Source organism: Alkalibacillus salilacus (assembly GCF_030812915.1).
GTDB classification, from domain to species: Bacteria; Bacillota; Bacilli; order Bacillales; family Alkalibacillaceae; genus Alkalibacillus; species Alkalibacillus salilacus.
In genome coordinates this window covers 123840-137061 of record NZ_JAUSTQ010000003.1, presented here as the reverse complement: position 1 = coordinate 137061, position 13222 = coordinate 123840, and the positions used below count along the sequence as shown (strand labels likewise).

At 37.7% G+C, this 13222-nt stretch carries 13 protein-coding genes; all 13 read left to right on the top strand.

Features of this window, described 5'->3' with window-relative positions; translation table 11 throughout:
* Positions 1–3: 3 nt before the first annotated feature.
* The 13 genes from dpaA (at position 4) to J2S77_RS04880 (ending at position 13211) form a co-directional block, all read left to right on the top strand.
* Complete coding sequence (dpaA, locus tag J2S77_RS04940; protein ID WP_306975204.1) at positions 4–879, top strand: dipicolinic acid synthetase subunit A; 876 nt, start codon at positions 4–6, stop codon at positions 877–879.
* 15 nt (positions 880–894) lie between these two features.
* Complete coding sequence (locus J2S77_RS04935) at positions 895–1485, top strand: dipicolinate synthase subunit B (protein ID WP_306975202.1); 591 nt, start codon at positions 895–897, stop codon at positions 1483–1485.
* Between the two features lie 72 nt (positions 1486–1557).
* On the top strand, positions 1558–2607 hold the full coding sequence (locus J2S77_RS04930) for an aspartate-semialdehyde dehydrogenase (protein WP_306975200.1): 1050 nt from the start codon (positions 1558–1560) through the stop codon (positions 2605–2607).
* A 14-nt stretch (positions 2608–2621) separates the two neighbouring features.
* Positions 2622–3836, top strand: coding sequence for an aspartate kinase (dapG, locus tag J2S77_RS04925; RefSeq protein ID WP_306975198.1), 1215 nt, complete (start codon positions 2622–2624; stop codon positions 3834–3836).
* An 18-nt stretch (positions 3837–3854) separates the two neighbouring features.
* Positions 3855–4721 (top strand): 4-hydroxy-tetrahydrodipicolinate synthase, encoded by an 867-nt coding sequence (dapA, locus tag J2S77_RS04920; protein ID WP_306975196.1) that lies wholly within the window; start codon positions 3855–3857, stop codon positions 4719–4721.
* 546 nt (positions 4722–5267) lie between these two features.
* Entirely contained in the window at positions 5268–5933 is a 666-nt protein-coding gene (locus tag J2S77_RS04915) for a ClpP family protease (RefSeq protein ID WP_306975502.1), read from the top strand.
* Positions 5930–6142 (top strand): YlzJ-like family protein, encoded by a 213-nt coding sequence (locus J2S77_RS04910; RefSeq protein ID WP_306975194.1) that lies wholly within the window; start codon positions 5930–5932, stop codon positions 6140–6142. The genes J2S77_RS04915 and J2S77_RS04910 overlap by 4 nt, the downstream gene beginning before the upstream one ends.
* Before the next feature lie 91 nt (positions 6143–6233).
* A complete protein-coding gene (locus J2S77_RS04905) occupies positions 6234–8528 on the top strand; it encodes a DNA translocase FtsK (RefSeq protein ID WP_306975192.1) in 2295 nt (764 codons plus the stop codon).
* Between the two features lie 66 nt (positions 8529–8594).
* Positions 8595–9884 (top strand): EF-P 5-aminopentanol modification-associated protein YfmF, encoded by a 1290-nt coding sequence (yfmF, locus tag J2S77_RS04900; protein ID WP_306975191.1) that lies wholly within the window; start codon positions 8595–8597, stop codon positions 9882–9884.
* Positions 9877–11166: an EF-P 5-aminopentanol modification-associated protein YfmH gene (gene yfmH / locus J2S77_RS04895; RefSeq protein ID WP_306975189.1), complete on the top strand. Its 1290-nt coding sequence runs from the start codon at positions 9877–9879 to the stop codon at positions 11164–11166. Before yfmF ends, yfmH begins: the two co-directional genes overlap by 8 nt.
* Before the next feature lies 1 nt (position 11167).
* Entirely contained in the window at positions 11168–11896 is a 729-nt protein-coding gene (gene ymfI, locus J2S77_RS04890) for an elongation factor P 5-aminopentanone reductase (protein WP_306975187.1), read from the top strand.
* A gap of 70 nt (positions 11897–11966) precedes the next feature.
* Positions 11967–12227, top strand: a complete 261-nt coding sequence (locus J2S77_RS04885; RefSeq protein ID WP_306975185.1) for a DUF3243 domain-containing protein — start codon at positions 11967–11969, stop codon at positions 12225–12227.
* Between the two features lie 189 nt (positions 12228–12416).
* Entirely contained in the window at positions 12417–13211 is a 795-nt protein-coding gene (locus J2S77_RS04880) for a DUF3388 domain-containing protein (RefSeq protein WP_306975183.1), read from the top strand.
* Positions 13212–13222: the final 11 nt, after the last annotated feature.

The window sequence follows — 13222 nt, the reverse complement described above, 5'->3', positions numbered from 1 at the left end:
GAGATGTTAACAGGCAAAACAGCTTTAATTGTTGGTGGTGACGCCCGGTATCTTGAGTTAATGAGGCAATTATTATTATATGATGCTAGTGTTTATGCTATTGGTTTTGATGATGCTGAAGAAGAATTAACGGGTGTTATTTCCATAACAGAACAACAGGTTGATCATGCGAAAATTGATTTCGTTGTTTTACCGATTTCAGGAGTTGATGAAGAAGGGTTTGTTGATACCCACTTTAGACGTCCATCAATCCAATTATCTGAGGAATGGTTCACTTCATTTTCGGATGATTGCACAATTTTTACGGGTATTATGACGCCATATTTAAATCAACTGAGTGAATCTTCAGTGACTATTACTGCACTAATGAGCCGAGATGATTTAGCTATTTATAATTCAATACCGACTGCAGAAGGAGCAATCATGTTAGGGATTCAACATACTGATGTCACTTTGCATGATGCCAATGTGGTAGTTTTAGGATATGGGCGCGTCGGTAAAACAATTGCAAAGTCTTTCCAAGGATTAGGTGCTCACGTATCGGTTTATGCAAGAAGTGATGCTGATTTAGCTCGTATTTATGAAACACACGCCACGCCAATAACTTATGATGAATTACTAACTACCGCTTCAACAGCACATCTAATGATTAACACAATTCCAAAATTGGTTGTAACACCAGAAGTCATCCAAAAGCTACCAACGTCTTGTTTTATACTTGATTTAGCGTCGAAACCAGGTGGTGTTGATTTTAGATTTGCCAAGAAGAGAGGAATTGAAACGATGCTGGCTCCGAGTTTGCCAGGATTAGTTGCTCCAAAAACGGCAGGTAAAATGCTTGCTCATGTTATTCAAATGATTATTCAAGATCATGAGTAAAGGAGAGTTTTTACTGTGGAATTAAAAGGAAAAAGAATAGGGTTTGGTTTGACTGGGTCACATTGCACTTATGATGAAACATTTCCAGTTATTGAAGAGCTGGTTAACTTAGGGGCAGATGTTGTTCCGATTATATCTAGTACGGTTAAAACGACGGATACGAAATTTGGTGAAGCGAAGCAACATCTTGAAACAATCCAATCGATTACCGATCGACCAATTATAGATTCAATACCTGGGGCAGAGCCTTTAGGTCCCCAAGAACCACTTGATTGTATGGTAGTGGCACCTATGACGGGTGCATCGATTAGTCGATTTGCGAATGCCATAACTGATAGCCCAGTTTTAATGGCGGCTAAAGCAACATTGCGTAATAGAAGTCCAGTTGTCTTAGCTATTTCAACAAATGATGCACTTGGATTTAACGCGCAAAATCTAGCAAAATTACTACCAGCAAAGCATATTTATTTCGTGCCATATGGTCAAGATAATCCTATTAAAAAACCAACTTCTTTAGTCGCTCATATGTCTCTATTACCTCAAACAGTTGAGAAAGCTTTAGATGGTGAACAATTACAGCCGTTATTACAGCCTTTTGACCAATAGTGTTAATTCTCATAAAATATGATAAACTGTGAGTTAGAAAATAAAAACGTTATTATGGAGGTTATTAGAATCATGGAAGCTAAAAGCAGATACAATGTAGCAATCGTCGGAGCAACAGGAGCAGTAGGCCAAAAAATGATCGAAATGTTGGAAATGGTTGAATTTCCTATTGAAGAGTTGAGACCATTAGCGTCGAAACGATCAGTCGGCAAACTTATTCAATATAGTGGTAGAAATATTACGATTCAAGAAGCTACGCCTGAAGCATTTGAAGGGATAGATATTGCATTATTTTCTGCTGGCGGATCAATTTCAAAACAACTAGCAAATGAAGCGGTTGAACGTGGTGCTGTTGTTGTTGATAACACGAGTGCATTTCGTATGAATGATGAAGTGCCTCTTGTTGTTCCAGAAGTTAACCGTGAAGCACTCAGAAATCATAAAGGAATTATTGCGAATCCAAACTGCTCGACAATCCAAATGGTTGGCGCTTTAGAACCAGTCCGCCAAAAATATGGACTTAACCGTGTGATTGTATCCACTTATCAATCTGTCTCAGGTTCAGGATTGGATGCTGTTGAAGAGTTAAAAGACCAATCGCAAGCTATGTTAGACGGAACTACAGTTAATACAGAAATTATGCCAGTAAAATCAGAACCTAAGCATTATCCAATCGCATTTAACGCATTACCTCAAATTGATACGTTTGAAGATAATCATTATACGTTTGAAGAAATGAAAATGATTAATGAAACGAAAAAAATTATGGAAGCCCCTGAATTAAGTGTAGCTGCAACATGTGTACGTTTACCATTCTTTTATTCTCATGCAGAAAGTGTTTACATCGAGATTGATGATGATCAAGTCACGGTTCCACAAATGCAAGGAACTATTAAGGAAGGGCAAGGTGTTGTCCTTGAAGACGATATTATGAATCAAGGTTACCCTACACCATTGTCCGCTGAAGGTAAGCTAGAAATTTTTGTTGGGCGTGTTCGTAAAGATTTAGATGTGCAAAACGGCTTTCACCTCTGGGTTGTTTCAGATAACTTGCTAAAAGGCGCAGCATGGAATTCAGTACAAATTGCGCAGACATTAATTGAAATGACAACAGAACAATAAGATGAGGTGCAAAGATGAAGACATTAGTACAAAAGTTTGGTGGTACGTCGGTAAGAGATTCTGAATCGCGAGAGCGTGCCATTCAACATATCAAAGATGCATTAGCAGAAGGCTATCAAGTGGTTGTAGTCGTTTCTGCAATGGGTCGTGAAGGGGACCCATATGCGACTGACTCTCTATTAGGGTTAATTGATTATCCTGAGACTCATATTACGAAACGTGAGACAGATTTATTAATGTCATGTGGTGAAACGATTTCTTCAGTTGTGATGACGCACGAATTACAACAACAAGGCGTTACTGCCACATCACTAACAGGAGCAAGAGCTGGATTTTTAACAACAAATGACTTCTCAGATGCTCGTATTAATAAAGTCGATCCAACTGACATCTTCAAATATTTAAAAACAAACGATGTAGTGGTTGTAGCGGGCTTCCAGGGGCAGGATGAAGATGGCAACGTGACGACATTAGGTCGTGGCGGTTCTGATACATCCGCTGTTGCTTTAGGGGGTGCGTTACAATCTGATTATGTCGATATTTTCACCGATGTTGATGGTATAAAAACAGCTGATCCACGCATTGTCGAGAATGCACGCACATTGCAAGTTATGACTTATAATGAAATTGTACATTTAGCGTATCAAGGTTCGAAGGTGATCCATCCACGTGCTGTTGAAATTGCGATGCAAGAGAAAATCCCAATTCGTGTGAGATCAACGTACTCACAAGATGCTGGTACACTTGTAACTGCGAAAAAAGACCATACCGTTGACCAAGGGTTTAAAGACCGTCTTGTAACGGGAATAGCGCATGTATCTGGTATTACACAAATTAAAGTATTATCAGAAGATGATCCGGTGACACTACACAATGATGTGTTAACAGCATTAGCAGATGCTCAAATATCTGTTGATTTCTTTAACATATCAATGGACGGCATTACTTTCACTGTACCGACTGATCGACTCACTCAAACCACAACGATTATCGAAGCATTTCAATATCGCTATCAAATTGTAGAAAAGTGCGCGAAAGTCTCGACTGTTGGTGCTGGAATACAAGGTGTCCCTGGTGTAGCTTCGAAAGTCGTGAAAGCTTTAACGCGTTATAATATTCCGATTTTACAATCTGCTGACAGCCATACGACGATTTGGGTGTTAGTTAAAGAGCAAGATTTAGAAAATGCGGTTAATGCTTTACACCAAGCGTTTTTAGAAGAGCGTTAACATAGGAGGGGTGTGCTGATGGATTTTGGCCGTGTCTTAACTGCAATGGTAACACCGTTTGATTCAATGGGACGTCTAGATTTAAAAAAAACAGAGAAGTTAGTGACTCATTTGATTGATAACGGTTCAGAAGGGTTAGTCTTAGGAGGAACGACAGGAGAATCTCCAACACTTACCCATGATGAGAAATTGCAGCTTTTTGAATATGTTGTCGGTTTAGTTGACCAAGAGATCAGTGTGATAGGTGGTGCTGGATATAATGATACCTCTGCCTCAGCTGAGTTCACCAAAGCAGCTGCAAACACAGGATTAGATGGTATTATGCTTGTTACACCATACTATAATAAACCGAACCCTGCTGGTTTATATTATCATTTCTCTACAATCGCAAGGGAAACAACATTGCCAATCATGCTCTATAATATACCGGGGCGATCCGTAATTAATATGCCCGTCGACACGACCGTTGAATTATCAAAGATTGATAACATTGTTTCGATTAAGGATGCTAGTGGCGATTTACACATGATGAGTGACATTATTGAGCAAACTAGTGATGATTTTTCCTTATATTCAGGAGAAGATCACCTGACACTGCCTTCACTTGCAATTGGCAGTCACGGGGTTGTTTCTGTTGCCTCTCATATTATTGGTAATCAGATGCAGGAAATGACGCAAGCATACCTCGAAGGTGAGGTTACAAAGGCTGCCTCATTACACCGCAAATGGCTACCAACTATGCGTGCATGTTTCATGGCACCATCACCAGCACCAGTAAAAGCAGCATTAAATTATCAAGGGATTGATGTCGGCTCTGTACGTGGACCATTAGTCGATCTATCACTTGAAGAGTTTAATCAATTAAAAACAATTTTAGATACTTAATAACAGTAAAATGAGCGAAAGTTAGTACAAAATAAAAGAATTGTTGAAGAACATGAAATTTTAATCGTTCATGTTTGGTGAGCAATTACTTAGCGGAATCAAAATGCGTAGACTCCTGGTCGATTAAAATCGGTCACGTCCTGCGCCTGCGAGTACTCGGCGCATAATTAGGCAAAGAAGCTTATGAAATCAGCTTTTGTGACCAACATTGACATTAGACCATCCAGGTCGTCATGGGATCTAAGGCCAAGGTGAGACCCCGCAGTGCGAAGCACGAGGAGGCTCGCCGGCCGCCTAGGGAAAGCGAAGCATTTTGATGGAGCGGTGATACAATTTGAACCCGAACGAAGTCAAATTATGACTTCGTTCGGGTTTTGTGTATTAGTAATTATTTTAACTATCCTCTTTTTATATTGTCTTTATTTTTAATAAAAACCATCACAAGTGATGAATGATAATATTGAAACCGTAAACACTATTAGCTAGAAGGTGGTGTTTACGTTGAGTGATAACCAAGAAGATCAAAATCAACAAAAAGATAATTTAATGGAAAAGATCAAACAATTAGGTACGACAAATGTTCCACAAACTTCAGATTCCAATATCCATGTTTTACCGATTATTGGTCAAATAGAAGGCCATTTACAACTACCAGCTAAAAATAAGACAACCAAATATGAACACTTAATTCCCCAAATTGTTGCGATTGAGCAAAATCCTAAAATAGAAGGGGTTATTATTTTACTTAACACAGTTGGTGGTGATGTTGAAGCAGGTTTAGCCATTTCTGAAATGATTTCATCGTTATCTAAACCAACTGTTTCGATCGTTCTAGGTGGTGGTCATTCGATTGGTGTTCCTATTGCAACGGCTGCTACAAAATCATTTATCACTGAAACAGCAACCATGACCATCCATCCCATTCGGATGACTGGTTTAGTTGTAGGGGTTCCACAAACCTTTGAATATTTAGATAAAATGCAGGATCGTGTCATTAATTTTGTAACACATCATGCCAAAATAGATGAAGACACATTCAAAGAATTGATGTTTGCTAAAGGGAATTTAACACGTGATATTGGTACAAATGTAGTCGGCCAAGATGCGGTTGACCATGGTTTAATTGACTCGATTGGTGGCGTTCAAGAAGCAATGAGTACTTTGAACTCTTTAATAGAAGAGCAAAAACCTCAAGGAGAATCTGAATCATGATTATTTATACACCTTTACGTGAAGATGAAATATTTGAAACGGATGAAGAGGAACATGAAGCCTATCAATGGGTTAATATTAATCATGCAACTCTTAAATTAAAACGAGACCCTAGTTCACATGGTTATGAGATTGTGCACATGACTTCGACGAATCCTCAAGACTATCTCAACAAACGACTGGAACCTGGTTCAATTTATTATTTATAACTATCCCAAAAAGCGTCATGTCTATGATATAATTGAGTTGATGAAAGCAGCCTGTTTTTAAGGCTGCTTTACGCTTTTTGAGGTGATAGACATGGCAAAAAAGAAACGAAAAACAAAACGTAATAAACGCCCACCGTTTTTGAAATTTGAATTAATTGGATTATTATTGATTTTAATCGCAATCTTTTCAAGTGGTATAGAACCTATTCATGAAGGGGTTATACCGAATCTTCTAACAAGTGTTTTACAATGGCTATTTGGTTTTTGGTATGCAATTGCAAGTATTTTTATGCTTGGATTAGGTGTTTATATCGTATTTAAACGCTCATGGCCATCCTTTACGACTAATCGTTGGATCGGATTTTATATCTTTATGGCATCGCTTATCTTATTCACGCATTTACAAGCTTTTGATGATGTCATTACGCAAACCAATTCATCAATTTTCACAGTGACATGGGATTATTTTGATGCTTATCAAAATGGCTCTATAGCTTATGCCAATATTGGTTCTGGTATGTCCGGAGCAACTTTGTTCTTATTAACTTTTTATTTATTATCAGGTCCAGGTGCAAAGGTGTTAGCATTTTTTGGACTTGTCATTGGCATTATGTTTCTATTAGAAAAATCATTGTCAGATGTGCTGGCAAACATCTTATCGTCATTTCAATCCTTTTGGGAAAACATAAAAGCAAAGCGTCAAACTAAGAAGGACGAAAAAGCAGAGCGAGCTAAAGATGCACCAGCTTCTGAAGAACCAGAAGTTGATGTGACGTTTGCTGAGAATCAAGAACATACTGAACATCAACCAGTTATAGAGAGTTTTGAGTCTGATGTGGAACCACCAGCTGAACAAAACGCAAGCACTAATGAAATCGAAACAAATGAATGGACAGAACGAGTGGACCAGGAGAGCGAACAAGTCGATGAATCATTACCGTTAACAGAACTAGAAAACGAAGATTATTCTTTACCACCCTTAAACTTGTTATCAAATCCTGTAGCTCATTCTCAACAACAGGAAAAATCACAAATACAGTCCACTGTTAAGAAGCTTGAACAGACATTTCATAGCTTTGGTGTAAAAGCCAAAGTTACAAAAGTTCATGTTGGACCAGCAGTTACAAAGTATGAAGTCTATCCTGATGTCGGAGTGAAGGTTAGCAAGATTGTTAACTTACATGATGATTTAGCCCTTGCTTTAGCTGCAAGAGATATCCGAATTGAGGCTCCAATCCCAGGTAAATCAGCTATAGGCATTGAAGTGCCTAATAACGAAGTGGCTCAAGTATCTATGAAAGAAGTCATGCAACCTATCCAACAAAACCCTGCGAAGTTATTGTTTGGATTAGGTCGAGACATTGCTGGAGAGGCGATTACAGCAGAATTAAATAAAATGCCGCACATGCTTATTGCTGGTGCCACAGGTAGTGGTAAAAGTGTTTGTGTTAACGGTATTATCACGAGTATTTTACTAAGAGCTAAGCCACATGAAGTTAAGATGATGATGATTGACCCGAAAAAAGTTGAACTGAATGCTTATAATGGGATCCCTCATTTATTAGCACCAGTTGTAACTGATCCGAAAAAGGCCTCACAAGCGCTTAAGAAAATCGTTTCAGAGATGGAGCGCCGTTATGAGTTGTTTTCTGAAACAGGTACTCGTAACATCGAAGGTTATAACGAGTATATTAAGCGTGTTAATGAAGAAGAGCATGAAAACCACCCAACGTTACCATATATCGTTGTTCTTATTGATGAATTAGCTGACTTAATGATGGTGGCATCGAATGAAGTGGAAGATGCCATAACCCGTTTGGCACAAATGGCTCGTGCTGCAGGTATTCACTTAATCATTGCTACGCAAAGACCATCTGTTGATGTCATTACCGGAGTGATTAAAGCTAACATTCCGTCACGTATTGCGTTCAGTGTTTCTTCTCAAACAGATTCACGGACAATTTTAGATAGTGGTGGTGCTGAGAAGTTACTTGGTAAAGGGGACATGCTTTTCTTACCTGTTGGTGCTTCAAAACCAACACGTATTCAAGGCGCTTTCCTTGATGATTCTGAAGTAGAATCGATTGCAGATTATTGCGTTGAACAACAAAAGGCGCAGTATCAAGATGATATGATTCCATCAGAGACACCTGAACAACATGAAGAAGTAGATGATGAACTATATGATCAAGCAGTTCAATTGATTGTTGATATGCAAAGTGCTAGTGTATCAATGCTACAAAGAAAATTCAGAATCGGCTATACGCGTGCGGCTAGGTTAATTGATGCAATGGAAGAACGTGGCGTTGTAGGACCTTATGAAGGTAGTAAACCAAGAAAAGTCTTACAAACATCGACACAGCAAGAAGAACAATCACCGTCTTAATTGAATTTCGTATGAATTCAATCAGTACGGAAATGCTACAGTAAAGAATATGTTAGGAGGACGAACATGAATACACTCGTTGACAATCAAATTGACCATCAAGATTATCAATTGCACATGATCCCAACGACTAAATTCAAAACAAATACGATTGCATTAAAATTTGCACGACCAATCGAACGGGACACCATTACGAATCGTGCATTGTTACCTTTTGTATTACAAAAAGGGACGAAGAACTTCCCGTCTGAACGTGAACTGCGTTTAGAATTAGATCGTTTATATGGGGCTAAGTTTTCCATCAATGGTGCTAAAAAAGGCGAAAATCATATTATTACTTTAACTTTAGATTTACCAAACGAAAAGTTCATTGATGCAGAAAATGATTTGCTTAAACAAGGGGTTCAATTTCTCCAAGAAGTAGTTGCTAACCCTAAATTGATCGATCAGGCGTTTGACCCGGATTTAGTGGCAAAAGAAAAAGAAACATTAGAGAATAAAATTAACTCAATTGTAGATGAAAAGATGCAATATGCGAATATGCGGTTAGTTGATGAAATGTGCCAAGACGAATCATTTGGCATTCGTTCACACGGCTATATTGATGACTTAGATTCCATAGATGGAACGACTTTATATGACACATATCAAGACATGATTAAACATGACCGTTTAGATATTTATGTGGTTGGTGATGTAGAGGATGAAGTGGTTAAGCAACTATTTGAATCTGAATTTCAATTAGCGCGTCAAAATCCAGTAGAGATTAAAGAAGCTGATCAAGCTGATGCAGATCAAGTGAGTACTATTTCAGAAGCTCAAAAAGTTCAACAAGCTAAACTGCATTTCGGATATCGTACAAAGATTACTTATCGTGATGAGAATTATCCAGCACTTCAAGTGTTTAATGGAATTTTCGGTGGATTTCCACATTCTAAATTATTCCTGAATGTGCGAGAAAAACATTCACTTGCTTATTATGCAGCTTCACGTTTCGAAAGTCACAAAGGCTTACTATTTGTATTCAGTGGTATTGCCCCTGAAAAGTATGAAGAAGCAAAAGATATTATTATGAAACAACATGAAAGTATCCAAGAGGGCAATATTTCAGATGATGAATTAGAGCAAACGAAAAAAGCAATCATCCATAGTCTAAAAGAAACGCTTGATCGATCACGAGGGATTATTGACTGGCACTATCAGCAAGTGATTGGTGGAAAACAAGAAACAAACCAAGATGTTATTGATGCTATTCAAGCAGTAACGAAAGACGACGTGATAAAAGTGGCTAACCTCGTTGCACTTGATACAATTTACTTGTTAACAAGCGAAGATGGAGGTGCTCAAGATGCATGAGATTGATATACCTAAAGTTTATGAAACCGTTTATCATAAACAATTAGATAATGGATTAGATATTTACTTATATCCTAAGCAAGATGTGGAAAAGACGTTTGCGATCTTTTCAACCAATTATGGTTCCATCGATCAATCATTTAGTCCGATTAATCAAAAAGAAATGGTAACAGTACCTGATGGAATCGCCCATTTTCTAGAGCATAAAATGTTTGAAAAGGAAGATGGTGATGTCTTCCAACAATTTTCTGAACGAGGTGCTTCAGCCAACGCTTTCACTTCATTTACTGAGACGGCTTATCTATTCTCGAGTACAACTGAAATTGAAGCTAATGTGGAAACGTTGTTAGATTTTGTCCAAAATCCTTATTTCACTGAAGAAAGCGTTGAAAAAGAAAAAGGGATTATCGAGCAAGAAATTCGAATGTACGATGACCAAGCTGACTGGCGATTATTTTTTGGAACGATTGATTCAATGTATCGTCATCATCCTGTAAGAATTGATATTGCTGGAACAGTTGAATCCATTAACGACATCACAGCTGATGATTTATATACGTGTTACAACACCTTTTATCATCCTGGCAATATGCAATTAGTGATTGCTGGACAATTTGATCCTCAACAAATGATGCGCCTAATCGAACAAAATCAAAATGAGAAGTCATTTGATATCCCACCTGAGATTGATCGTGATTACGGCGACGAACCGATTGTTGTTGACCAGAGTGAGAAGACCATTAAAATGCCGATCAACACACCAAAATGTATGGTTGGTATTAAAGAAAAACCAGAAGCGCTTGAGCCAAACGTTCTATTAGAAAACGATTTAATTCGTGATTTAGCTCTGGATATATATTTCTCAAAAAGTGGTTTGCATTATGAATCGTTATATCAAGAGGGATTAGTTATCGATTCATTACGTTTAGAATACATGTTGGAGAAATCATTTGGATTCACTGCCATTGGTGCTAGCACAATGGAGCCCGAAAAATTCGGTCAACGTGTAAAAGAAATGCTCCACTCAATCAAAACAGATCAAATAGACCAAGATGCATTTGAACGAGTGAAGAAAAAGAAATATGGTGAATTGCTGCGTGAATATAACAACTTAGAAACTGTTGCTAGTAACATTATCCAATACCATCAACTTGGTCTTGATTTTCGCGATGTGTTTCCGACATTAGAACAATTAACGGTTGATCGTTTCCAGGAAAAGCTCCAATCTTGGATTGATGAGGATCAAATAACTGTTTGCTCGATTGTCCCAGAAGGTGAGTAATGTGCAGACAGAAACAATATTGATCATTGGAGCGAGTAGTGATATTGGATATGCTGTTGTTAATAAATTAGCTTCAACTAATCCGAATAGACAATTTATTTTGCATTACAATAAAAACAAAGACGTGATTAAACATATCCAACACGATTTACGCAACGACACTGTTTTACTGACAGTACAGGCTGATTTACGATCAGATCAGGAAACAGATCAGTTATTGAAGTCAATTCCATTTAACATCGATACACTTGTTTTTGCTCAAGGACAGAGTTATTCCGGTTTAATCACTGACACTTCTGATCAGATAATGGATGACTTATATCATGTTCATGTGAAGTCGATGACACGTATTACAAAACACTTCTTGCCATCAATGATTCGAAACCAACAAGGGACGATTGTTGTAATTTCTTCTATTTGGGGTGAAATCGGAGTCAGCAATGAAGTGTGGTATTCCATGATGAAAAGTGCTCAAAATCAGTTCGTTAAATCATTATCAAAAGAAGTCGGTACATCTAATATACGAGTGAATGGTGTCGCACCAGGTATAATAGCAACGAAGATGAATCAACATTTATCAGATGAAGAAGTAGAAAATTGGTTAGAAGATGTCCCTTTGCAACGGATGGGCCAACCAGAGGAAGTTGCTGATGCCGTGCAGTTCTTATGCTCCCCTCAATCCAGTTACTTTAATGGTCAGTTATTACGTTTGAATGGTGGCATAAACTAAATATAACCTCGTGTATAAATGTCTCTATTTCGTTCACACTACTAGTGAACAAATTAAAGGAGGCTTTGCGATGTCCGTCTTAGATAATTTTGAACAATGGAAAGATTTCCTAGGTGATCGACTTCACCAAGCACAAGATCAGGGTGTTAATCAAGAAACCATTAATGAAATGGCTTATCAAGTCGGAGAACACTTAGCAACGAAAGTTGATGCGAAGAATAATGAAGAAGCGATGCTACGCGACTTATGGAATGTTGCTTCGGATGAAGAGCGACATACAATCGCTAATATGATGGTCAAAGTAGTCCAAAATGAGGGAACTCATGAATAACTTTAGGTTCAATTAAAAAACTGGGTCGGGTGATTCAACTCGATCCAGTTTTTTATGTAATGGATTCCAAAGAAAGGATTTTATTTATAATTTATTGCATTCTATCTTTTCATTGTTACGAAAATAATTTATGATAGACATAGCATGTATGAATATTATGTTAACATTTATTATAGAAAGGCTGATTAGATGGATGATCGAAAAGATTGGTACTTAGAGTATGAAATTAAACATAATCGGCCTGGTTTACTTGGTGATATATCCTCTTTACTCGGCATGCTATCCATTAATATTATTATGATTAATGGTGTTGAAAATCAACGAAGAGGTATGCTCTTGTTAAGTAAAGATGATCGCCAAATCGATCGTTTAATCAGCATTTTAAATACAATGGAAACCATTCGTGTGACGAAAATTAGACGACCTAAACTACGTGATCGCCTCGCTGTGATGCATGGTCGATATATTAAAAGTGACTCAGATGATAAGAAAACATTTCGTTTCGTTCGAGATGAACTTGGTTTACTTGTTGATTTTATGGCAGAGTTATTTAAAAAGGAAGGTCACTTATTAATCGGTATTCGAGGTATGCCACGGGTTGGTAAAACTGAATCGATTGTGGCAGCAAGTGTTTGTGCTAATAAGCGATGGCTGTTTTTATCAAGCACTTTATTAAAACAAACAGTACGTAGCCAATTAATTAAAGATGAGTATGCGAAAAATAATTTATTTATAATTGATGGAATGGTCTCAGTGAAACGGTCAACGGAAAGTCATTGGCGGCTTATTCGGGAAGTAATGGGAATCCCTGCTATTAAAGTAGTTGAACACCCTGAAGCATTTGTACAAAATTCAGAGTATAGTCTGGATGACTTTGATTATTTTATTGAATTACGTAATAGTGTAGATGAAGAAATTGAGTATGAACATATTCAAAAACCAGAATTCGAAGAACAAGATGGATTTTCAATGTTTGATTTTTAAATGGACGGTGT

Bases quoted from the DNA above. Each gene is read 5' to 3' on its own strand.
- J2S77_RS04905 (WP_306975192.1), top strand. From the start codon at position 6,234: ATGGCAAAAAAGAAACGAAAAACAAAACGTAATAAACGCCCACCGTTT.
- yfmH (WP_306975189.1), top strand. From the start codon at position 9,877: ATGCATGAGATTGATATACCTAAAGTTTATGAAACCGTTTATCATAAA.
- J2S77_RS04880 (WP_306975183.1), top strand. From the start codon at position 12,417: ATGGATGATCGAAAAGATTGGTACTTAGAGTATGAAATTAAACATAAT.
- J2S77_RS04930 (WP_306975200.1), top strand. From the start codon at position 1,558: ATGGAAGCTAAAAGCAGATACAATGTAGCAATCGTCGGAGCAACAGGA.
- yfmF (WP_306975191.1), top strand. From the start codon at position 8,595: ATGAATACACTCGTTGACAATCAAATTGACCATCAAGATTATCAATTG.
- dapG (WP_306975198.1), top strand. From the start codon at position 2,622: ATGAAGACATTAGTACAAAAGTTTGGTGGTACGTCGGTAAGAGATTCT.
- J2S77_RS04915 (WP_306975502.1), top strand. From the start codon at position 5,268: ATGGAAAAGATCAAACAATTAGGTACGACAAATGTTCCACAAACTTCA.
- J2S77_RS04910 (WP_306975194.1), top strand. From the start codon at position 5,930: ATGATTATTTATACACCTTTACGTGAAGATGAAATATTTGAAACGGAT.
- J2S77_RS04885 (WP_306975185.1), top strand. From the start codon at position 11,967: ATGTCCGTCTTAGATAATTTTGAACAATGGAAAGATTTCCTAGGTGAT.
- dpaA (WP_306975204.1), top strand. From the start codon at position 4: ATGTTAACAGGCAAAACAGCTTTAATTGTTGGTGGTGACGCCCGGTAT.
- dapA (WP_306975196.1), top strand. From the start codon at position 3,855: ATGGATTTTGGCCGTGTCTTAACTGCAATGGTAACACCGTTTGATTCA.